Here is a 20,755-nt window from a genome sequence, read left to right on the forward strand (position 1 = left end):
GGGAGAGACCGCAGGAGATGGTGCGGCAGAGCCAGTCTAATGAAGGCGTTCCCGCTGTCTAGCCTTTCATTGCATCAATCTTCCGCAGAAGCGCTACGGATTTCGCAGGCGTTAGCTCCATGTTCCGGCTCGGAGTCGCCCTCAGGGGCCTCCTCGGCCAGCATGTGCTCGGCCGTGGACCGGTGCAGCGCGGCGGACGCGGGGTCCCCGAGACGCTCGTACGAGTCCGCCAGCCGCAGGTGCAGCGCGGCCTGCAGCCGGGTGTCCTCCGCGCGCCGCGCCCACTCCACGGCCTCCCGGCAGGTACGCAGCGACTCCTCCAGCCGCCCCGCGTACTCCTGCACCCGGCCCAGTTCGCTCAACGCCCGCGCCTGCGCGGCCACGTCCCCGTCCCTGCGGTGCCCGGCGACGGCCGCGCGCCAGTTGCGCATCGCCTCGCCGTAGCGGCCCGCGTAGGTGTGGGCGGCGCCGATGCGGCCGTAGAGCCGGGCGGCCTCGGGGCGCTCGTCGCGGGCGAGGCGCTCGGCGAGGGCGCGGCCGAACCAGTCCGCCGCCCGGTCGTAGTCGCCCAGCTCCAGGTGCGCGCCTCCTACGGATTCCATCGCGCGCCCGGTGGCATAGGGGTCGTTCGCCTCGCGTCCGGCGTCCAGGGCGGCCCGGTAGCGCGCCAGCGCCTTGCTGGTGCGGCCGGTGCGGGCGTCGAGGTCGCCGAGGTTGAGCAGGGCGGCGGCCCGCTCGCGGGGCAGCGCGCGGCGCTCGGCGACGTCCAGGACGAGGTTGTGGATGTCGTAGAGGTCGCTCGCGGCGGCGCGGGTGCCGAAGTGGGCGACCAGGGCCCGCACCAGCTGGGACATCAGCCGCCGCGCCAGGGTGTCCAGCTCCCCGTCGGCGACCGCGAGCCGGGCGGCGGCCAGCAGGGCGGGACGGCGCAGACGCAGCCAGTCGGCGGCGGCGCGGGGCGTGGGGAACCGCAGGGGACGCGGCAGGGCGAGGGCCTTCCGGCGGGCCTCGGGGCTGTCGGTCTCGGTGATGGCGCGGCAGGACTGGAGCAGCCGTACGGTGCGCTCCAGCATGCGGGCGCGGGCGAGCTGGAGCTCGGCGGGCCGCTCGTGGTCCTCGGCGAGCCTGCGCAGCTCACGGTGCAGGCAGCCGGGCACCCGGTACTGCGGCAGGGAGGAGCCGACCGAGTGCAGCAGACCGTGGGCGGCGAAGTCGTCGAGGGTGGTGTGCGCGGCCTCCACCGAGCAGCCGGTGAGCGCGGCGGCGGTGTGCGGGTCGGCCAGTCCGGCCGGGGCGAGGGCGAGCAGGCGCAGGGTGCGGGCGGCGGTCTGCGGCAGCGCGTCGTGCACCAGCCGCAGCAGCCGGGCGGTGACCGGTTCGGCGCCGGGGTCGGTGTGCAGCTGTTTGGCGAGGTCGGCGACGGCGGCCTTGGGGCGTGCGGCGAGCCAGCCGCCGGCCAGCACGAGCGCGGCGGGCTGGCCCTGGCACTGCTCGGCGAGGCGTTCGGCGGCCCGGGGGTCGACGGTGATGCGCACCGAGCCGGTGAACCGGGACAGCAGCTCCACCCCGGACTTGGTGTCGAGGCCGCCGAGGGTGCAGGGACGGACGTCGGCGATGCCGGTGAGCGGTCCTGAGGAGACGGCGACGGCCAGGCAGTCGGGGTTGTCCGGGAGCAGCGCGTCGACCTGCTCGGCGTCGGCGGCGTCGTCGAGCAGGAGCACCGCGCGGCGCTCGGCGAGGGCGGTGCGCAGCGCCTCGCCGAGCTGGTCCTCGGGGGCGCCGGCAGGGGCGGGCTCGCCGAGCGCGTCGAGAAGGTCGCGGGCGGCGCGCCCGACGGGCACGGGGGTCCCGTCGGGCTCGCTGAGCCGGGTGCGCAGGACGCCGTCGGGGTAGTCGGCGGCGACCTGGCGGACGAGTTCCTCGGCGAGCGCCGAACGGCCGGATCCGGGGCGTCCGGCGATGAGCAGGACGCGGGCGCGGGGGGCCTTGCGGCCGGAGAGGGTGTCGAGTCCGGCGCGCTCGATGTCGGCGCGCAGTTCCTTCAACTCCCTGGTACGGCCCAGGAATCGACCTTCCGGCCGGGCGTCCCGAGGGAGCCGCACACCGTTCGGGTCCACCGCCTGATCCGTCACGGGCCACACTCCCGTCCCACCGCACGCGCAAGCCCGCCGGGTCTCCGTACGGGCGTTTTCCAGAGCCTAGTTCACGCTCTGCGACGTTCCGTGAGGAGCGCGGCGCGGTGGGCGAGACTCCCTCGATCGGATCAACAGATCGTAGGATTCACGCCCTCGACGGCGGGGTCGTACGCCGTACGGCTCAGGCCTCGAACGGCCGGGCCGGCCACGGCGCCTCCGCCGGGCGGAGCGCGTCCAGGCCGTCGCCGGAGCGGGCGGCGACCAGCGAGAGCACGCCCACCACCAGGCAGTTGTTGTGCAGGTCACCGGCGAGCACCCCGCGCACCAGCTCGTCGACGGGAACCCGGGCCAGCTCCATGTCGGCCTCCTCGTCCTCCACCGCGAACCGGTCGCCCTCGGCCTCGGACAGCCCGCGCGCCAGGAAGATCCGCACGGCCTCGTCGCAGCCGCCGGGGGTGGTGTAGACGTCGGCCAGCACCCGCCAGTCCTCCGCCTTGACGTGGGCCTCCTCGTACAGCTCGCGCTGGGCGGCGTGCAGCGGGTTCTCACCGGGCACGTCGAGCAGGCCGGCCGGGATCTCCCACAGCTTCTGGCGCACGGGGTGCCGGTACTGGCGCAGCACCACGGCCCGGTCCGCGTCGTCGAGGGCGAGGACGGCCACGGAGCCCGGGTGGACCTGGTAGTCGCGGTTGACCACGGCGCCCCCCGGCATGACGACCTCGTCGGTGCGCACGGAGGTCTTCTTGCCGACGAAGGGGGTCTGCGTCCCGCGGATCTCCCACTCCTCCGGGGTGTCCTTGATCGTCATGCCTGTCCTTCCGAACCGATCCGGTGGTACCCGTCCTGCCTGCGAAAAGGCGGCCGGGGCGCGAACCGTTGAAGGTTCGCACCCCGGCAACCGTACAACTGGGCGTGCTACTGCGAGATCTTCCGCTCGACCGCGGCCTTCACCAGCCCGGCGAAGAGCGGGTGCGGACGGGTCGGACGCGACCGGAGCTCCGGGTGCGCCTGCGTGGCGACCAGGTAGGGGTGCACGTCACGCGGGTACTCGACGTACTCGACGAGCTTGCCGTCGGGGGAGGTGCCGGAGAACACCAGGCCCGCCTTCTTCTCCAGCTCCGCGCGGTAGGCGTTGTTCACCTCGTAGCGGTGCCGGTGGCGCTCCTCGACGTACTCCTTGCCGTCGTAGACCTCGCGGACGATGGAGCCCTCGGCCAGCTTGGCCGGGTACATGCCGAGCCGCATGGTGCCGCCCATGTCGCCCTCGCCGGCGACGATGTCGAGCTGCTCCGCCATGGTGGAGATCACCGGGTGGGCGGTGGCCGGGTCGAACTCGGTGGAGTTGGCGTCGGAGATGTCGGCCAGGTTCCGCGCGGCCTCGATCACGATGCACTGCAGACCCAGGCACAGACCGAGCAGCGGGATGCCGTTCTCACGGGCGTACTTGATCGCGCCGACCTTGCCGAGCACACCGCGGTCGCCGAAGCCGCCGGGGATGCAGATGCCGTCGACGTCGCCGAGCTGCGCCTGGGCGCCGGCCGGGGTCTTGCAGTCGTCGGACGTCACCCACTTGATCTTGACGCGGGCCTTGTTGGCGAAGCCGCCGGCGCGCAGCGCCTCGGTCACCGAGAGGTAGGCGTCCGGCAGGTCGATGTACTTGCCGACCAGGGCCAGGGTGATCTCGTGGTCGGGGTTGTGCACCCGGTCCAGCAGGTCGTCCCAGGTGGTCCAGTCGACGTCGCGGAACGGCAGGTCCAGCTTGCGGACCACGTAGGCGTCCAGGCCCTCGCCGTGCACGGTCTTCGGGATGTCGTAGATCGAGCGGGCGTCGGGGCAGGCGACGACGGCGGCCTCGTCGACGTCGCACATCAGCGAGATCTTCCGCTTGATGGCGGTGGGGACCTCGCGGTCGCAGCGCAGCACGATCGCGTCGGGCTGGATGCCGATGTTGCGCAGCGCCGCCACCGAGTGCTGGGTCGGCTTGGTCTTCAGCTCACCGGAGGGGCCGATGTAGGGAAGAAGGGAGATATGGACCACGAACACGTTGTCGCGGCCGACCTCGTGCCGCACCTGGCGGACGGTCTCCAGGAACGGCAGCGACTCGATGTCGCCGACCGTGCCGCCGACCTCCGTGATGACGACGTCGACCTCGTCGGTCGCCATGCGGCGGATGCGGTGCTTGATCTCGTTGGTGATGTGCGGGATGACCTGGACGGTGTCGCCCAGGTACTCGCCGCGCCGCTCCTTGGCGATCACGGTGGAGTAGACCTGGCCCGTGGTGACGTTCGCGGAGCCGTCGAGGTCGCGGTCGAGGAACCGCTCGTAGTGGCCGATGTCCAGGTCGGTCTCGGCGCCGTCGTTGGTGACGAACACCTCACCGTGCTGGAAGGGGTTCATCGTGCCCGGGTCGACGTTCAGGTACGGGTCGAGCTTCTGCATCACGACGCGCAGACCGCGGGCCTTGAGCAGCATGCCGAGGCTGGAGGCGGTCAGACCCTTGCCGAGAGAGGAGGCGACACCCCCGGTGACGAAGATGTGCTTGGTCGTCGAAGATTTGGGCGGCATGGCCAAGAGGGGGCTCCCGTGGTCGCGGTCTGTGGGTGCGGTTCCGGGGTTTCTCGCCCACCGGTCCACGGGCTACCAGCGTATCAGCGCCTCGGGGGAACGGCTCACGGCCACGCTCCGCGCACGGGAGGCAACGGAGCATGTAGCACACACGAGACCCTCACCCGGGGCTCACTCGTTCGGCGGAGCCGCGTTGCCGCGAGCGGCACACAGATCATCTACGTGCGTCGTATCCTGCTCGGACACTCGCTGCCGAGCCCGGCCGGCCGAACGGCACCACCCCGCCCGTAAGTTCCGGAACAACGTGAGCTCGTCAGTTCGTTGAGCGAAGATTGGCGCTTTGCATGCACGGCGGAGCGGCTGCTTTGCTTCACAGCTCAACGACGCATTGCAATACCCCCCTTGACCGCACTAGCGACAGCCCCCTCGTGGGGTGACGTGGCCGTTCGACTGGAGATGCACGTGGCCGGGCGCATCGAAGACTACGCACTCATCGGAGACATGCAGACCGCGGCGCTGGTCTGCCGGGACGGCACGGTCGACTGGCTGTGCCTGCCGCGCTTCGACTCGCACGCCATCTTCGCCGGGCTGCTGGGAACCGAGGAACACGGCTTCTGGCGGCTGGGCCCCGCGCACGCCGACGACGCGGAGCCGCCCGCGGCGACGCGGCGGCACTACCGGGGCGACTCCCTGATCCTGGAATCCGAGTGGGACACCCCTCGCGGCACGGTCCGCGTGACGGACTTCATGCCGCCGCGCGAGGGCGCGCCCCAGCTGATCCGCATCGTGGAGGGCGTGTCGGGCCGGGTCCCCATGCGCTCGACGCTGCGCATGCGTTTCTCCTACGGCCGGGTGGTGCCGTGGGTGCACCGGCACGAGGGCCGTACGATCGCCGTGGCGGGACCGGACTCGGTGTGGTTCGACACCACCGCCGACACCTACGGCGAGGAACTGACCACGTACTCGGACTTCACCGTGGCGCCCGGCGAGCGGGTGGCGTTCACGATCTCCTGGGAGCCCTCGCACAAGCAGCCCCCGGCGCTGCCCGAGCCGGAGCAGTCCCTGGAGGCCACCGAGGACTTCTGGCGCGAGTGGGTGGAGCACTGTACGTACCACGGGCCCTACCGTGAGGCCGTGATCCGCTCCCTGATCACGCTGAAGGCCCTCACCTACGCCCCGACCGGCGGCATCGTCGCCGCGCCGACCACCTCGCTGCCCGAGGACATCGGCGGCGTCCGCAACTGGGACTACCGCTACACCTGGCTGCGTGACGCGGCGATCACCCTGTCCTCGCTGCTGCGCACCGGCTACCGCGAGGAGGCCCGCGCCTGGCGCGAGTGGCTGCTGCGCGCGGTCGCCGGCGACCCGGAGAACCTGCAGATCATGTACGGCATCGCCGGCGAGCGCGAGCTCGGCGAGGCGGAGCTGGACTGGCTGCCCGGCTACGAGGCCTCCGCCCCGGTCCGGGTCGGCAACGGCGCGGCCCACCAGCTCCAGCTCGACGTGTACGGCGAGGTCACCGAGGCCCTGCACCTGGCCCACATGACGGGCCTCGCGCGCAACGACTACGCCTCGCTGCTCCAGCTGAAGCTGATCCGCTACCTGGAGAAGCACTGGCAGGAGCCGGACGAGGGCATCTGGGAGGTGCGCGGCCCGCGCCGCCACTTCGTGCACTCCAAGGTGATGGCCTGGGTGGCCGTCGACCGCACGATCAAGCTGATCGAGTCCGGCGACGCCGACGGCCCGCTGGAGGAGTGGAAGCAGCTCCGCGACGACATCCACCGGGACGTGTGCGAGAAGGGCTACGACAAGGAGCGCAACACCTTCACCCAGTCCTACGGCTCCAAGGAGCTGGACGCGTCCCTGCTGCTGATCCCGCAGGTGGGCTTCCTGCCGCCGGACGACAAGCGGGTGATCGGCACGGTCGAGGCGATCCAGCGGGAGCTGTCCACCTCCGACGGGTTCATCCTGCGCTACCCGACCGAGGGCATGGACGAGGGCGTCGACGGCCTGCCCGGCGACGAGGGCGCGTTTCTCGCCTGCTCGTTCTGGATGGCCGACGACCTGGCCATGATCGGCCGCGTGGACGAGGCGCGGAAGCTGTTCGAGAAGCTGCTGGCGCTGCGCAACGACCTCGGTCTGCTGGCGGAGGAGTGGGACCCGCGCCTCCAGCGCCAGGTCGGCAACTTCCCCCAGGCGTTCAGCCACGTCCCCCTCATCGACACGGCCCTGCGCCTGACGGCGTCGGGGGCCTACGGGGGCTGACGCGAGCATCGCGCCCCGTCTTCCCGGCCGGCCCGGGAGGCGGGGCGCGGGTGTGTCCGTGCAGGCCGGACGTGTGACGGGGACACGTCCCCGGGTACCGTCCGCTGCATGAGCACCGCCGTCACTCCCCCGCCCACCGGCATCACCGTGCAGCGCGCCCTGGAGCTGCCCGGGCTGCGCAGCGGCCTTCCCGAGGTCGTCGCCTGCGCGGAGCGGCTGGGGCGCACGGTGCGCTGGGTGCACGCGGGCGAGGTGCCCAACATCGCCTCTCTGCTCAAGGGCGGTGAGCTGCTGCTGACCACCGGCTACGGGCTGGGCACGCGCCCGGCCGACCAGCGGGCGTTCGTGCGCACCCTGGCCGAGCGGGGCATCGCGGCGCTGGTGGTCGAGCTGGGACCGCGCTTCAGCCGGCTGCCCGCCGCCCTGGTGGACGCGGCCCGCGCGGCCGGGCTGCCGCTGGTGCAGCTCCACCGTGAGGTGCCGTTCGTCACGGTCACCGAGGAGATCCACACAGAGATCGTCAACGGGCACTACGCGCTGCTCCAGCGCGCGGAGGAGGTGCACCGGCGCTGCACCGAGGCGCTGCTCGGCGGCGGTGGCGTGCCGCAGGTGCTGGAGATCCTCGCCGGGTTCACCGGCAACCCCGTGTTCCTGGAGACCACCGACGGCCAGCTGCTGTACGCGGCCGGGGAGGGACCGGAGGGCGCGGACCCGCTGCAGGTGTGGGAGGGGCTGCGCGACCGGCAGCGCGACGACCCGCCGGGCGGCACGGTCCTGGTGGACGTGCCCGGAGGAGGCCCCGGCAGCGGCGGGGTGCGGGCGCGGCTGGTGCTGCTGCCGGTGCGCAGCGCGCCGGAGCCGGTGCACCGGATGGCGGCCGAGCGGGCGGCGGGCATCCTCGCCCTGGTGCTGATGCAGGCCCGTCAGGAGGAGGAGCTGGCGGCGCGCGGCCGGGGCGACTTCCTCACCGACCTCGCCGAGGGCCGGATCAGCGCCGAGGACGCGCCCGCGCAGGCCCGGGTGCTGGGCTTCAAGCCGGGCGGGGGGCCGCTGCTGCCGGTGGTCATGCGGCTCGGCGACACGCTGTCCCCGCAGGGCGGCGGGTGGGCGGTGCTGGCCCGCGCCGTGGGCGAGGAGCTGTCCTCCCTCGGCGTGCCGGTGCTGCTGGGTGTGCGGCCGGTCGAGGGGCGGGTGCCGCTGCTGCTGGCGCTGCGCGCGGAGTCGGACCGGCCGTCCGTCGCGGACCGGGTGGCGGCCGCGCTGCGCGCCGGGGTGGAGCGGGCGGGCATGCTGCGTCCGGGCGGACGGCCGCCCGTGGTGGTGGTCGGGCCGGCCGGCGACTGGGCGGCGGTGCCGACGGGGCTGCGGCACGCGGTGGAGACCGCGACGGCGGCGCAGGGACTGCCCGAGCGGCCCTGGTACGACGCCCGGCGGCTGGACATCGACCTGCTGCTGTGGCGGCTGCGCGACCATCCGGACCTGGCGGACTTCGTGCGGCGGGCGATCGGCCCGGTGCTGGACCACGACCGCCGTTCGCGGCCCGCGCTGCTGCCGACCCTGGAGACGTATCTGGCGCACGCCGGACGCAAGGCGGAGACCGCGCGGGAGCTGCACCTCAACCGGCAGACGCTGTACAACCGGCTCGCCCGCATCGAGGAGTTGCTGGGCGTCGACCTCGACGACCCGCAGACGGTGCTGACGCTGAGTCTGGCGCTGCGGGCGCGGCGGCACGTGCCGTGACGGCGCCCGCGGACCGGGAGGTCAGACCAGCGGCCGGGGCCGGGTCAGTTCGTCGTAGACGCTGAGCACCTGGGCGACCGTCTGGTCCTCGGTCGGCCAGGTCGCGGCCTGCCGCACACCCCGCCGCACCAGCGTCTCCCGGTGCCCGGGGTCCTCCAGGAGCCGGGTCACGGCGTCGGCGAGCGCCCGCGCGTTGCCGTGCGGCACGAGTTCCGCCGCGTCGCCGACGAGTTCGGGGACGGAGCCCACCCGGGTCGCCACGAGCGGCACGCGCGCGTGCAGCGCCTCCTGCGCGAACGTCGACCGCGCTTCCTCCCTGCGGCTGGGCAGCACGGCCACGTCGGCCGCGGCGAGCAGGTCGGAGGCGTCCTCACGGCGGCCGAGCAGCCGCACCGGCAGGTCCTGGGCGTCGACGGCGCGCCGCAGTTCGCCGTGGAGCGGACCCTCCCCCGCGATCACCACGAGCGGCACCGGGTCGAGGCGCTGCCAGGCGTGCGCGGCGTCCACCAGGACGTCGAGGCCGCGGTGCCGCTCGAGCGACCCGACGGCGACGATCAACGGCCGGTCCACGGCGCCGAGTTCGGCCCGCACCTTCGGCGTGCGCCGCTCGGCCTCCTCGGCCGCCGGCGCGCTGCGGGGCCCGGGCAGGGAGACCGCGGCGAGCCGGGCGTCACGCGCCCCGCTGCGGCGGGCCCGGTCCACCAGGAGGGAAGTCGTGCCGAGGACCACGGTGGCCGAGCGTACGACCCGCCGCTCCAGCACGCGCAGGAAGTGGGCGCGGGGGCCTTCGGCGTGCGCGCGGTCGTGCCAGGTGACGACGAACGGGGTGCTGCGTCCGCTGAGCGCCATGGACGTGCGGAACGAGGCGTGCAGACCGTGCGCGTGCACCAGGTCGGCGCCCGAGCAGGCGGCGCGCAGGGCGGCCACCGACCCCGGGTCGCTGCTGCGCGGCACGGGTACGTGCTCCGCGCCGACGCCGGTGAAGCCGTAGGCGCGGTCCGCCTCTTCGGGGGCGCACACCGTGACCCGCACGCCCCGTGCCACGAGCCCGGCGGCCAGCGAGCGTACGTGCGCGCCGCCGGCGGCGTTGCCGCCGCCCAGCACCTGCACGGTGCGCAGCGACGACTGGCCGTGCGGTGCGTGGCTGCTCACGGGGGTCACGTGGCCGGGCTCCTGGTTCGGGTCGGACGGTCACGACGAACGTACCGAAGGATCCCGCGGAGGGGTGGCCCGCGCGGCGTCCTCCGCGTACACCGTCAAGCATGCCAGCACGCACGGCGGTTCCGGGAAACGCGCGGGCGTACGCCTGGGTCCACACCGGAGGGCACATCACCCGTACGGATGACGGAAGGTGCCCGTCCGGCAGGGTCAGGCGTCCGCCCGTGCGGCCGCCAGCAGTTCCTCCGCGTGGGCCCGCGCCGTCTCGGAGTCCTCCTGGCCCGCCAGCATCCGCGACAACTCCCGTACGCGGTCCTCGCCTTCGAGCACCTTCACGCCGGACCGGGTGACCGAACCGTCGTCGGTCTTCTCCACCAGCAGCTGCCGGTCGGCGAACGCGGCCACCTGCGGAAGGTGCGTGACGACGACGACCTGCGCCTTCTTCGCCAGCCGGGCCAGACGCCGTCCGATCTCCACGGCCGCCTTGCCGCCGACGCCGGCGTCCACCTCGTCGAAGAGGTACGTCGGCACCGGGTCGGTCCCGGCGAAGACGACCTCCACGGCCAGCATCACGCGCGACAGCTCACCGCCGGAGGCGCCCTTGGCGATCGGCCGGGGCGGCGCCCCGGGGTGCGGGGCGAGCAACAGCTCGACCTCGTCCACACCCGAGGGTCCGTACGCCACCGTGCGCCCGTTCACCTCGACGCCGTCGGGGTCCTCGGTCTGCCGGATGTCGAACGACACACGCGCGTGCGGCATGGCGAGGGAGGCCAGCTCCTCCGTCACGGCCGCCGCGAACCGCTCCGCCGCCTCCGCCCGAGCCTCCGACAACTCCTGCGCGAGCGCGCCCAGTTCGGCGCGGAGGGCATCACGCTCGGCGGTCAGCTCGCCGATCCGCTCGTCGTCGCCCTCCAGTTCGGTGAGGCGCGCGGCGCTGCGCTCCGCCCAGGCCAGCACCTCGGTGACGTCCTCGCCGTACTTGCGGGTCAGCGCGTTCAGCGCGGCCCGGCGCTCCTCGACCGCCGCGAGCCGCAGCGGGTCCGCGTCCAGGTCGTCGGCGTAACCGGCCAGCTCACCCGCGACATCGCTCAGCAGGATGCCGACCTCGCCGATTCGGTCGGTCAGCGCCGCCAGCGCCGGGTCGTGGGCCCGTACGGCCTCCAGGGCCCGCTGGGCGCCCGCGACGAGCGTCCCGGCGTCCACGCCCTCCGGGTCCTCCGGGTTGCCCGCCAGCGCGGCGTGCGCGACGGCGGCGGCTGACGCGAGCGCCTCGGCGTGCCCGAGCCGCTCGGCCTCCTCGGCCAGTTCCGTGTCCTCACCGGCGCGCGGCTCGACGGCGGCGATCTCCTCAAGACCGAAGCGGAGCATGTCGGCCTCCTGGGCCCGCTCCCGCGCACGGGTGGTGATCTCCTCCAGCTCCGCGGCGACCGCCCGCAGCCGCTTGTAGGCCTCCGCGTACTTGCCGAGCGGCACGGCGACCGCGTACCCGGCGTACCGGTCGAGCGCCTGGCGCTGCCGGGACAGCTTCATCAGGCCCTGCTGGTCGCTCTGCCCGTGCACGGCCACCAGGTCGTCGGCGAGCTCCGCGAGCAGCCCCACGGGCACGCTGCGCCCGCCCAGGTGCGCCCGGGACCGCCCCTCGGCCGAGACGGTACGGCTGACCAGCAGCGTCCCCTCGTCGAGCTCGGCCCCGGCCTCCTCGGCTCGCACGACGGCCGGCGAGCCCTCGGGCACGGCGATCCGCCCCTCGACCACGGCGTTGCGCGCGCCGATCCGCACCAGGGCCGCATCCGCCCGTCCGCCCAGCAGCAGGCCCAGGCTGGTGACCACCATGGTCTTGCCCGCACCCGTCTCACCGGTGACGGCGGTGAAGCCGGGCGACAGCTCCACCACAGCGTCGTCGATGACACCGAGCGACCGTATCCGCATCTCCTCTAGCACGGACACGACCATACGAGGTCGACACGGCGAAGTGCGACTGCCCCACCCTTGTCACCCACGCGAGTGGACACCCCGAAGGAGCACGGAGCTGTACCGATGTGCGGCTCCGCCGCGTGGGCGCGACAAGCCACGATCCACCCTCAGCCGCCCACGCTCGGGCGACCACCTCACCGGGACCGCTAGTGCGGCGCCCCTCGCCATCCCGACACGGGCAACGCGAACTTCGCAACGAGCCGGTCGGTGAACGAAGCGTGATGCAGTCGAGCCAACCGCACCGGCACCGCCCCCCTTCGCACCTCCACCCGGGCCCCCGCCGGCAGCTCGACGGTCCGCCGCCCGTCGCACCACAGCACACCCGGCGGCACGTGCGGCAGCACCTCCACCGCCAGAACGGAGTTCGGAGACGTCACCAACGGCTTCGCGAACAACGCGTGCGCGCTGATCGGCACCATCAGCAGCGCCTCCACCTCCGGCCACACCACGGGCCCGCCCGCGGAGAACGCGTACGCGGTGGACCCGGTCGGCGTCGCGCACACGATGCCGTCGCAGCCGAACCCGGTCACCGGACGGCCGTCGATCTCCAGGACGACCTCCAGCATCCGCTCGGCGGACACCTTCTGCACGGCCGCCTCGTTCAGCGCCCAGTCGGTGTGCACGATGTCGCCGTTGCGGTGCACCACCACATCGACGGTCATCCGCTCCTCGACCTCGTACGACCGGCTCACCACGCGGTCGACGACCTTCTCCAGGTCGTCCCGCTCGGCCTCGGCGAGGAACCCCACGCTGCCGAGGTTGACGCCGAGCATCGGCACCCCGGAGGCGCGGGCGAACTCGGCGCCGCGCAGCAGCGTGCCGTCACCGCCGAGGACGATCAGCAGCTCGCAGTCGTCCAGGCACTGCGGGGTGGCCTCCTTGACCGTCTCCACGTCGTCCGGGAGCGGCAGGTCGCGGGCCTCCTCCTCCAGCACCCGCACCCCGAGTCCCGAGCGCAGCAGGCCCTTGACCACGAGTTCGGCGCTGCGGATGGCCGCGGCCCGTCCCGTGTGGGCCAGCAGGAAAACAGTACGAGCACGGTTCTGTGTCAACGCGGCCCCTCCGCCACAGCACGGTCAACGTCGGCCGGGTCCAGTTCCGGTGCCCCGGCCCGCAGCCACAGGAAGTATTCGACGTTCCCGGAGGGCCCCGGCAGCGGGCTCGCCGTCACGCCCTTCGCCCCGAGCCCCAGCTCCCAGGCCTTGGCGGCCACCCCCCGGACGGCCTCGGCGCGCAGCTGCGGGCTGCGTACGACACCGCCGCTGCCCAGCCGCTCCTTGCCCACCTCGAACTGCGGTTTGACCATCATCACCAGATCGGCGTCCGGCGTCACGCACCGCTTCAGAGCGGGCAGCACCAGTCCGAGCGGGATGAAGGACAGATCCCCCACGACAAGATCCACAGGCTCCCCATCGATGACCTCGAGCGTCAACTCCCGTACGTTCGTACGGTCTTTGACGGTCACGCGTTCATCCTGCCGGAGAGACCACGCGAGTTGTCCGTATCCGACGTCCACCGCGACCACGTGGGCGGCGCCCGCCCGCAGCAGCACGTCGGTGAAACCGCCGGTGGAGGCGCCCGCGTCGAGCGCGCGGCGGCCCTTCACGACCAGCCCCTGCGGCACGAAGGCGTCCAGCGCCCCGGCCAGTTTGTGACCCCCGCGCGAGACGTAGTCGGGGTCGCCGGCGTCCTCGGCGACCACGATCGGGGCCGCGGTCTCCACCTGGGTGGCGGGCTTGGTCGCCACCGTCCTGCCCACGCTGACCCGCCCGGCGGCGATCAGCTGGCTGGCGTGCTCGCGCGAGCGCGCCAGCTTGCGGCGGACCAGCTCCGCGTCGAGACGGCGGCGTGCGACTCCTGCCACGTTCGGTTCAGCTCCTGTGTACGTGTGCCGACTGGGACGGGTGCCCCGGTGTGCCCCGGTGCGGGGCGGCGGGTGAGGGACCCGGGCGGGCGTCGAGCGCGGTGAGCGCGTCGCGCAGCCCCCGGTGTACATCCTCGTACACCTCGAGGTGGCCGTCGGTGGTGAGGTGGTCGGCGTCGGCCAGCCGCTCCACATGGGCGTCGACCTCGGCGTTCCCGGTCGGGGTGCGCGGCACGCCCAGCGGTGCGGGTCCGGCGGGCCCGTCGTCGTACGGCGGCTGCGGCGCGGCCCGCCCCGGCGGCCCGTCCTGCGGGGCCCCGGGGTCCGGCTCCGTGTCCGCCGCCTGCGGCACTGCGTCGTTCATGCCCCGACGCTACCGCGAACGGCTGGGGTACCGTCGTGCGCGATGGCCACGATCGAGGAGTGCCGTGCGGCACTCGACAAGCTTTCGGACAGCATGGGCGACGCCGAGGGCGACGTCCGCGCCGCGGCGTCGATGGAGCGGTCGGTCAGCTGCCACGTCACGGACCTGGACGTGACCTTCGCGGGCCGCCTCACCGGCGGCCGGATCGAGGTGCGGGAGACCTTTCCGGGGCCGCCGCGCGAGAAGGCGCAGATACGGCTCGCCATGACGGGTGACGACCTGGTGGCCCTGGTCGACGGGGGTCTGCACTTCGCGCGGGCGTGGGCCTCGGGGCGGGTGCGGCTGGAGGCGGGCCTGCGCGATCTGTTCCAGCTGCGGAAGCTGCTGTAGCGCCTCAGACCTTCGCGGTCTCCGCCCTGGTCCGGGACGCCCGTGCCGCCGGCACCACCAGCGGGGTGCCCGTCTCGGGGTCGTCGATGATCTGGCAGCGCAGCCCGAACACCTCCTCCACCAGCTCGGCGGTGACGATGTCCTTGGGCGCGCCCTGGGCGACGACCCGGCCCTCGCGCAGGGCGACGAGGTGGGTGGCGTAGCGGGCGGCGTGGTTGAGGTCGTGGAGGACGGCGACGAGGGTGCGGCCCTGCTCCTCGTGCAGGTCGGCGCAGAGGTCGAGCACGTCGATCTGGTGCTGGATGTCCAGGTAGGTGGTCGGCTCGTCGAGCAGCAGCAGCGGCGTCTCCTGGGCCAGCGCCATGGCGATCCACACGCGCTGCCGCTGCCCTCCGGACAGCTCGTCGACGTAGCGCTCGGCGAGGTCGGCGACGCCGGTGCGGGCCATCGACTCCCGCACGACCCGCTCGTCCTCGGGGGACCACTGGCGCAGCAGGCTCTGGTGCGGGTAGCGGCCGCGCGCGACGAGGTCGCCGACGGTGATGCCGTCGGGCGCGATGGACGACTGGGGCAGCAGGCCGAGGGTGCGGGCGACCTTCTTGGCGGGCAGGGAGTGGATGGCCTGCCCGTCGAGCAGCACGCGGCCCGCGCTCGGCTTGAGCATGCGGGACAGGGCGCGCAGCAGGGTGGACTTGCCGCAGGCGTTGGGGCCGACGACGACGGTGAAGGAGTGGTCCGGGATCTCCACCGACAGCTGTTCGGCGATGACCCGCTGGTCGTAGGCCAGGGTGACGTTCTCGGCGGAGAGACGGTTCACGGTGCTCCTTCGGGTGTTCGTGTTCTCGGCGCCGCTCATATCCGGCCGGCCCTGCGCTCGGTGACCAGCAGCCACAGCAGGTAGACGCCGCCGACGACACCGGTGACCACGCCCACCGGCAGCTGCTCGGCGCCGAACGCCCGCTGGGAGAGGACGTCGGCGAGGACCAGCAGGGCGGCCCCCATCCACATCGAGGCGACCAGGTTCGGTCCGGGCGACCGGGTGAGGCGCCGGGCGAGCTGCGGCGCGGTGAGCGCGACGAAGCTGACGGGTCCGGCGGCGGCGGTCGCGGACGCGGTGAGCAGGACGGCGGACAGCATCAGCACCAGCCGCAGCCGCTCGACGCGCACGCCGAGGGCGCCCGAGACGTCGTCGCCCATCTCCGTCATGCGCAGGGCGCGGGAGTTGGCGAGGACGACGGGGACGAGGACGGCGCACAGCGCGAGCAGCGGCCACACCTGGTCCCAGTCGCGCCCGTCGAGGGACCCGGTCATCCAGACGACCGCGCGGGCGGCGTCGACGATGTCGGACTTCGTGAGCAGATAGCCGTTGACGGCGGTGACGACGGCGGAGACGCCGATGCCGACCAGCACCAGCCGGTAACCGTGCACGCCCCGCTTCCAGGCGAGGACGTAGATGGCGGTGCCGGTGAGCAGGCCGCCGGCGAGCGCGCCGAGGGCGACCTGGTTGGCGGTGCCGGAGAACAGCACGATGACGGTGAGCGCGCCGGCGGTGGCGCCCTGGCCGAGGCCCAGGATGTCGGGGCTGCCGAGCGGGTTGCGGGAGATCGTCTGGAAGAGGGCGCCGCCGATCCCGAGGGAGGCGCCGACCAGCAGGCCGACCAGCACCCGCGGCAGCCGCAGCTCGGTGACGATGAACTCCTGCCCCTCGTTGCCCTGTCCGACGAGGGTGGTCAGCACGTCGGAGGCGGACATCGGGAAGTCGCCGGTGCCGATGAGCAGCACGCTCGCCCCGAGGGCCAGCAGCATCAGCAGCAGGACGACGGTGAGGGCGCGCACGTCCAGCCGGACCGAGAGGCCGCCCGGGATGCGCACCGCACGGGTGGTCTTCACAGCTGGGCCGTCCTCCGCCGTCGTACGAGAAGAATGAACACCGGGCCGCCGATGATCGCGGTGACGATGCCCACCTGGAGTTCGGCGGGCCGTGCCACGACGCGGCCGAGCACGTCCGCGCCGAGCAGCAGCACCGGCGACAGGACCGCCGCGTACGGCAGGATCCAGCGCTGGTCGGGTCCGGTGAAGGAGCGCACCACGTGCGGCACCATCAGGCCGACGAAGACGATCGGACCGCACGCTGCGGTGGCGGCGCCGCTCAGCATCGTCGCGACGAGCATCGACAGCGCGCGGGTGCGGTTGAGGTCGGCGCCGAGCGACTTGGCGGTGTCGTCACCCATGGCCATGGCGTTCAGCGGCCGCGCGAGCAGCAGCGCGAGCACGCTGCCGACGACCAGGAACGGCACGACCTGCATGACGGCCTCGTCGCTGCCGGAGCCGAGCGAGCCGACCGTCCAGAAGCGCATCCGGCCGAGGGCGGCGTCGTCGAGGATCATCACGGCCTGGAGGTAGCCGTAGAGCGCGGCGCTGATGGCCGTGCCGGCGAGCACCAGCCGTACGGGGGTGGCGCCCCGGCGTCCGCCGAGGAACCACACGATCGCGCCGACGGCGGCCGCCCCGAAGAACGCGAACCACACATACCCGGACAAGGAGGTGACGCCGAAGAAGGTGATGGCGGTGACGACCGCGGCGGAGGCGCCCGCGTTCAGGCCGAGGAGTCCCGGGTCCGCCAGCGGGTTTCGGGTGAGCGCCTGCAGCACGGCCCCGGCCAGGCCGAGGGCGGCGCCGGCGAGCAGACCCAGCAGGGTGCGGGAGAGCCGGTCGGACACCACGGTGTCGGCGTAGGTGCCCGACGCGTCGAACAGCCCGTGCCACACCTGCCCCAGGGACAGCTCCTTCGCGCCGACCGCGATGCTCGCCAGCGCGACGAGCACCAGGACCGCGAGGGACACGAGCAGACCGGCCGCGCGTATCGCCCGGCGGCCGGGGAGCGCGGAGCCGGTCTCCGCGCGATGTTCGGGGGGACTCTCGACCAACACCCGGTTAGGTTAGCCTATCCTCCAAATCGATCACGATCCGGTTCCCGGCGGACCGTCAGAGTCCCAGCCTGGCCAGCGCCTTCTCCGCGTCCAGCCCGCACGCCTCCTCACCGGCCGCCGTCCAGGCCGCCGCGCACAGAGCCCGCAGCCCGTCCAGCGGCGCGCCGTCGCCGTCGAGTTCCAGCCGCCCGGCGCCGGCCCTCGCGGTCCACCCGCCGCACCGGAAGGCGCCACCCTCCTCGACGACCTCGGGCTGCCCGGTGAGCAGCCCCCGCAGGTCGGCGTCCACGTACGTCGGCCGGTGGTGCGGCGGCGCCGAGAGCAGCTGGGCGCCGTCGGTCACCCCGGTGAGCACCAGCAGCGAGTCCACCCCGCCGTTGAACGCGCCCTCGATGTCCGTGTCCAGCCGGTCCCCCACCACCAGCGGCCGCTCGGCACCCGTGCGCAGGATCGTCTCGCGGTGCATCGGCGGCAGCGGCTTGCCCGCCACCTGCGGTTCGGCGCCGGTGGCGATCCGCACGACCTCCACCGCCGCGCCGTTGCCGGGCGCGATGCCCCGGCCGCTGGGGATCGTCAGGTCGGTGTTGGACGCGAACCACGGCACCCCGCGCGCCACCGCGTAGGACGCCTCGGCGAAACGGCCCCACGGCAGCTCCGGACCGCCGTACCCCTGCACGACCGCCGCCGGATCGTCGTCCGCCGACTCCACCGGTACGAGACCGCGCTCGCGCAGCGCCACCCGCAGGCCCTCGCCGCCCACGACGAGCACCCGGGAGCCCTGCGGCACCTGATCGGCGATGAGCCGCGCCACCGCCTGCGCGGAGGTGATGACGTCACCGGCCTGGGCCGGTATGCCCAGCTCGGTCAGGTGCGCGGCGACGGCGTCGGGCGTGCGCAGCGCGTTGTTGGTGACGTAGGCGAGACGCATCCCGCCGTCGCGCGCCGCGGCGAGGGAGGGCACCGCGTGGTCGATGGCCTCACCGCCCGCGTACACCACTCCGTCGAGGTCGAGCAGCGCCGTGTCGTACGCCTCGCTCAGGGCCTGCCCACTGCCCTCGGGCCTCGTCCTGACGCTCCGGCTCATTCCGCATCGCTCCTCGTTCGACGGCTTTCCCCCGATCATCCCCCATGGGACCGACACCCGTACGATGCCGGGATGAACTCTGCAGGTCACTCGACGGCAACGGCGCCCCGAGGGCTGGAACTCACCCCGTTCCGAGGCCTCCGGTACGACCCGGACCGGGTCGGCAGCCTGGCCGCCGTGACATCCCCGCCCTACGACGTCGTGGTCCGCCCCGACGGCCTGCACCATCTCCAGTCCGCCGACCCGTACAACATCGTCCGCCTGATCCTGCCCGAGGCGGGCACGCCCGCGGAGCGCAACGCCCAGGCCGCCGAGACGCTCCGCCGCTGGCGCGCCGAGGGCGTCCTCACCCCCGACCCGGAACCCGGCCTGTACGTCTACGAGCAGCGCGACGGCGACGGCCTGGTGCAGCGGGGCGTGATCGGCACGGTGCGCGTCTCCGAACCGGAGGAGCGGCTGGTGCTGCCGCACGAGGACGTCATGCCGCACGTCGTCGCGGACCGCGCGGACCTCATGCGCGCCACCAGCGCCAACCTGGAGCCGCTGCTCCTCACCTACCGGGGCGACGGCACGACGGCGGGCACGGCCGGTCTGATCGAGCGCACGGCCGCACAGCCGCCGCTCCTGTCGACCACCACGGAGGACGGCGTCCACCACCGCCTCTGGTCGCTCACCGACCCGGCCGACCTGGCGGTGATCCGCGGCGAACTCTCCGCCCACCAGGCCCTGATCGCCGACGGCCACCACCGCTGGGCGACCTACCTCCGGCTGCGCGCGGAGCACCCCTCCCCCAGCCCCTGGGACCACGGCCTGGTCCTGCTCGTCGACACGGCCCGCTATCCGCTGCGGGTCCGCGCCATCCACCGCCTGCTGCACGGCCTGCCGGTCGCCAAGGCACTGAAGGCGCTGGACGGCTCCTTCCGCGTCCGCCGTCTGGACATGCCGCTGACTCAGGCGATGGACGCGCTGGCCGAGGCGGCGGAGCAGGGCAACGCGTTCCTCCTCACCGGGGACGACCGCGCCTTCCACCTCGTCGACCGGCCCGACCCCGCGCTCCTCGACCGCACGGTGCCGGCGGACCGCCCGGAGGCCTGGCGCACCCTGGACGCGACAGTGCTGCACGCCACGCTCCTCGACCACGTCTGGCGCGTCCCCGACGACTCCGCCCACATCGCGTACATCCACGACACGGCGGCCACGGTGGACAAGGCCCACCGCGACGGCGGTACGGCGGTGCTGATGCACCCGGTGCACGAGGACGTGGTGCGCGACCTCGCCCGGCAGGGAGTGACGATGCCCCGCAAGTCGACGTCGTTCGGCCCGAAGCCGGCGTCGGGACTGGTGCTGCGCGCGCTGGACATCTGAGACGGTCCGGACACATGAAAGGGGCGGGCCCCGGCTGATGGCCGGGGCCCGCCCCTTTCATGTCATGTGCGTGGTGCGGCGAGGACGTCAGTCCTTGTCGTCGTCCTGCGCGCCCTGCTCGTCGCGGTCGGCGCCGTCCTGGTCCTCGTCCTCGACGAGGGCGTCCATGAACTCCACGCCGTCCAGCTCGGCGAGCCGGTCGGAGGCGTCGGTGCTGCCGTCGCGGTCGGCCTCGACGGCCTTGGCGAACCACTCGCGCGCCTCGCCCTCACGGCCGGCGGCGAGCAGCGCGTCGGCGTACGCGTACCGCAGACGAGCGGTCCACGGCTGCACGGAGTTCGACGCCAGCTCGGAGCTCTGCAGGGTGACGATGGCCGCGTCCAGCTGGCCCATGTCACGCCGGGCGCCGGCCGCGACGAGCCGCATCTCGACCTGACCGGCCTTGTCCAGCTTCTGCACCTCGGGGGCGCCTGCCATGTCCAGCGCCTTCTCCGGCCGGCCGAGCCCGCGCTCGCAGTCCGCCATCAGCGGCCACAGCTCCACGGTCCCGGTCATCCGCCGCGCGGCACGGAACTCGGCGAGGGCCTCCGCGTACTTCTGCGTCGCGTACGCGGCGAACCCGGCGGCCTCCCGCACGGCGGCGACGCGCGAGGCGAGCCGCAGGGCGATACGCGAGTAGGCGTAGGCGCGCTCGGGATCCTCGTCGATGAGCCGGGCGACCATCACCAGGTTCTTGGCGACGTCCTCGGCGAGCGTCTTGGGCAGGCTCTGCAGCTCCTGCTTGACGTCCTTGTCGATCTCCTCCCCGGTGACGTCCTCGGGGATCGGCAGCCGCTTGACGGGCTCGCGGTCACGGTCCCGCTCGTCACGGAACCGGCCGCCGCCCTGGCGGTCGTCGCGCCCGCGGTAGCCGCCGGGGCG

17 protein-coding genes are annotated in these 20,755 nt (G+C 73.5%); 4 read left to right on the forward strand and 13 right to left on the reverse strand.

Annotation, left to right across the window (positions count from 1 at the left end; all coding sequences use genetic code 11):
* Nucleotides 1–74: 74 nt before the first annotated feature.
* From AY578_RS06720 to AY578_RS06730, 3 genes are all read right to left on the reverse strand, one after another.
* Entirely contained in the window at nucleotides 75–2,132 is a 2,058-nt protein-coding gene (locus AY578_RS06720) for a tetratricopeptide repeat protein (protein ID WP_258902170.1), read from the reverse strand.
* Between the two features lie 184 nt (nucleotides 2,133–2,316).
* A complete protein-coding gene (locus tag AY578_RS06725; protein ID WP_189902441.1) occupies nucleotides 2,317–2,943 on the reverse strand; it encodes an NUDIX domain-containing protein in 627 nt (208 codons plus the stop codon).
* A gap of 107 nt (nucleotides 2,944–3,050) precedes the next feature.
* Nucleotides 3,051–4,700, reverse strand: a complete 1,650-nt coding sequence (locus AY578_RS06730) for a CTP synthase (RefSeq protein ID WP_019522821.1) — start codon at nucleotides 4,698–4,700, stop codon at nucleotides 3,051–3,053.
* Between the two features lie 462 nt (nucleotides 4,701–5,162).
* On the opposite strand from AY578_RS06730, the gene AY578_RS06735 reads away from it, so the two are divergent.
* Entirely contained in the window at nucleotides 5,163–6,965 is a 1,803-nt protein-coding gene (locus AY578_RS06735) for a glycoside hydrolase family 15 protein (protein WP_215187726.1), read from the forward strand.
* 108 nt (nucleotides 6,966–7,073) lie between these two features.
* Nucleotides 7,074–8,705: a PucR family transcriptional regulator gene (locus tag AY578_RS06740; RefSeq protein WP_019522823.1), complete on the forward strand. Its 1,632-nt coding sequence runs from the start codon at nucleotides 7,074–7,076 to the stop codon at nucleotides 8,703–8,705.
* 21 nt (nucleotides 8,706–8,726) lie between these two features.
* On the opposite strand, the gene AY578_RS06745 is transcribed toward AY578_RS06740, so the two are convergent.
* From AY578_RS06745 to AY578_RS06765, 5 genes are all read right to left on the reverse strand, one after another.
* On the reverse strand, nucleotides 8,727–9,866 hold the full coding sequence (locus tag AY578_RS06745; protein ID WP_161108355.1) for a glycosyltransferase family 4 protein: 1,140 nt from the start codon (nucleotides 9,864–9,866) through the stop codon (nucleotides 8,727–8,729).
* A 207-nt stretch (nucleotides 9,867–10,073) separates the two neighbouring features.
* A complete protein-coding gene (recN, locus tag AY578_RS06750; protein WP_215048310.1) occupies nucleotides 10,074–11,816 on the reverse strand; it encodes a DNA repair protein RecN in 1,743 nt (580 codons plus the stop codon).
* A gap of 167 nt (nucleotides 11,817–11,983) precedes the next feature.
* Nucleotides 11,984–12,889 (reverse strand): NAD kinase, encoded by a 906-nt coding sequence (locus AY578_RS06755; RefSeq protein ID WP_026243509.1) that lies wholly within the window; start codon nucleotides 12,887–12,889, stop codon nucleotides 11,984–11,986.
* The gene (locus AY578_RS06760) at nucleotides 12,886–13,701 is read right to left on the reverse strand and encodes a TlyA family RNA methyltransferase (protein WP_019522827.1); all 816 of its coding nucleotides are present in this window, start codon (nucleotides 13,699–13,701) and stop codon (nucleotides 12,886–12,888) included. Before AY578_RS06760 ends, AY578_RS06755 begins: the two co-directional genes overlap by 4 nt.
* A gap of 7 nt (nucleotides 13,702–13,708) precedes the next feature.
* Complete coding sequence (locus AY578_RS06765) at nucleotides 13,709–14,065, reverse strand: hypothetical protein (protein WP_019522828.1); 357 nt, start codon at nucleotides 14,063–14,065, stop codon at nucleotides 13,709–13,711.
* A gap of 42 nt (nucleotides 14,066–14,107) precedes the next feature.
* Between AY578_RS06765 and AY578_RS06770 the strand changes: the two genes are divergently transcribed.
* Nucleotides 14,108–14,455 (forward strand): sterol-binding protein, encoded by a 348-nt coding sequence (locus AY578_RS06770; RefSeq protein ID WP_019522829.1) that lies wholly within the window; start codon nucleotides 14,108–14,110, stop codon nucleotides 14,453–14,455.
* A 4-nt stretch (nucleotides 14,456–14,459) separates the two neighbouring features.
* Here the strand turns inward: AY578_RS06770 and AY578_RS06775 are convergent, their stop codons facing one another.
* Genes AY578_RS06775 through AY578_RS06790 form a run of 4 tightly spaced genes read right to left on the reverse strand, consistent with a single transcriptional unit; the run spans nucleotide 14,460 to nucleotide 18,469 of the window.
* A complete protein-coding gene (locus AY578_RS06775; RefSeq protein WP_086020112.1) occupies nucleotides 14,460–15,311 on the reverse strand; it encodes an ABC transporter ATP-binding protein in 852 nt (283 codons plus the stop codon).
* The gene (locus tag AY578_RS06780) at nucleotides 15,308–16,345 is read right to left on the reverse strand and encodes a FecCD family ABC transporter permease (RefSeq protein ID WP_161108353.1); all 1,038 of its coding nucleotides are present in this window, start codon (nucleotides 16,343–16,345) and stop codon (nucleotides 15,308–15,310) included. Before AY578_RS06780 ends, AY578_RS06775 begins: the two co-directional genes overlap by 4 nt.
* A complete protein-coding gene (locus AY578_RS06785; RefSeq protein WP_161108352.1) occupies nucleotides 16,342–17,385 on the reverse strand; it encodes a FecCD family ABC transporter permease in 1,044 nt (347 codons plus the stop codon). The genes AY578_RS06780 and AY578_RS06785 overlap by 4 nt, the downstream gene beginning before the upstream one ends.
* A gap of 55 nt (nucleotides 17,386–17,440) precedes the next feature.
* Nucleotides 17,441–18,469: an HAD hydrolase-like protein gene (locus AY578_RS06790; protein ID WP_258902171.1), complete on the reverse strand. Its 1,029-nt coding sequence runs from the start codon at nucleotides 18,467–18,469 to the stop codon at nucleotides 17,441–17,443.
* Between the two features lie 72 nt (nucleotides 18,470–18,541).
* Between AY578_RS06790 and AY578_RS06795 the strand changes: the two genes are divergently transcribed.
* Complete coding sequence (locus AY578_RS06795) at nucleotides 18,542–19,834, forward strand: DUF1015 domain-containing protein (RefSeq protein ID WP_258902172.1); 1,293 nt, start codon at nucleotides 18,542–18,544, stop codon at nucleotides 19,832–19,834.
* A gap of 87 nt (nucleotides 19,835–19,921) precedes the next feature.
* On the opposite strand, the gene AY578_RS06800 is transcribed toward AY578_RS06795, so the two are convergent.
* Nucleotides 19,922–20,665, reverse strand: a complete 744-nt coding sequence (locus AY578_RS06800; RefSeq protein ID WP_026243511.1) for a tetratricopeptide repeat protein — start codon at nucleotides 20,663–20,665, stop codon at nucleotides 19,922–19,924.
* Between the last annotated feature and the right edge of the window lie 90 nt (nucleotides 20,666–20,755).

This window comes from Streptomyces thermocarboxydus (genome assembly GCF_024760485.1).
Classification (GTDB): domain Bacteria; phylum Actinomycetota; class Actinomycetes; order Streptomycetales; family Streptomycetaceae; genus Streptomyces; species Streptomyces cellulosae.

Excerpts from the sequence above, each read along its gene's own strand:
- AY578_RS06765 (WP_019522828.1), bottom strand. The coding sequence starts at position 14,065 with ATGAACGACGCAGTGCCGCAGGCGGCGGACACGGAGCCGGACCCCGGG.
- AY578_RS06795 (WP_258902172.1), top strand. The coding sequence starts at position 18,542 with ATGAACTCTGCAGGTCACTCGACGGCAACGGCGCCCCGAGGGCTGGAA.
- AY578_RS06790 (WP_258902171.1), bottom strand. The coding sequence starts at position 18,469 with ATGAGCCGGAGCGTCAGGACGAGGCCCGAGGGCAGTGGGCAGGCCCTG.
- AY578_RS06740 (WP_019522823.1), top strand. The coding sequence starts at position 7,074 with ATGAGCACCGCCGTCACTCCCCCGCCCACCGGCATCACCGTGCAGCGC.
- AY578_RS06770 (WP_019522829.1), top strand. The coding sequence starts at position 14,108 with ATGGCCACGATCGAGGAGTGCCGTGCGGCACTCGACAAGCTTTCGGAC.
- AY578_RS06725 (WP_189902441.1), bottom strand. The coding sequence starts at position 2,943 with ATGACGATCAAGGACACCCCGGAGGAGTGGGAGATCCGCGGGACGCAG.
- AY578_RS06775 (WP_086020112.1), bottom strand. The coding sequence starts at position 15,311 with ATGAGCGGCGCCGAGAACACGAACACCCGAAGGAGCACCGTGAACCGT.
- recN (WP_215048310.1), bottom strand. The coding sequence starts at position 11,816 with ATGGTCGTGTCCGTGCTAGAGGAGATGCGGATACGGTCGCTCGGTGTC.
- AY578_RS06730 (WP_019522821.1), bottom strand. The coding sequence starts at position 4,700 with ATGCCGCCCAAATCTTCGACGACCAAGCACATCTTCGTCACCGGGGGT.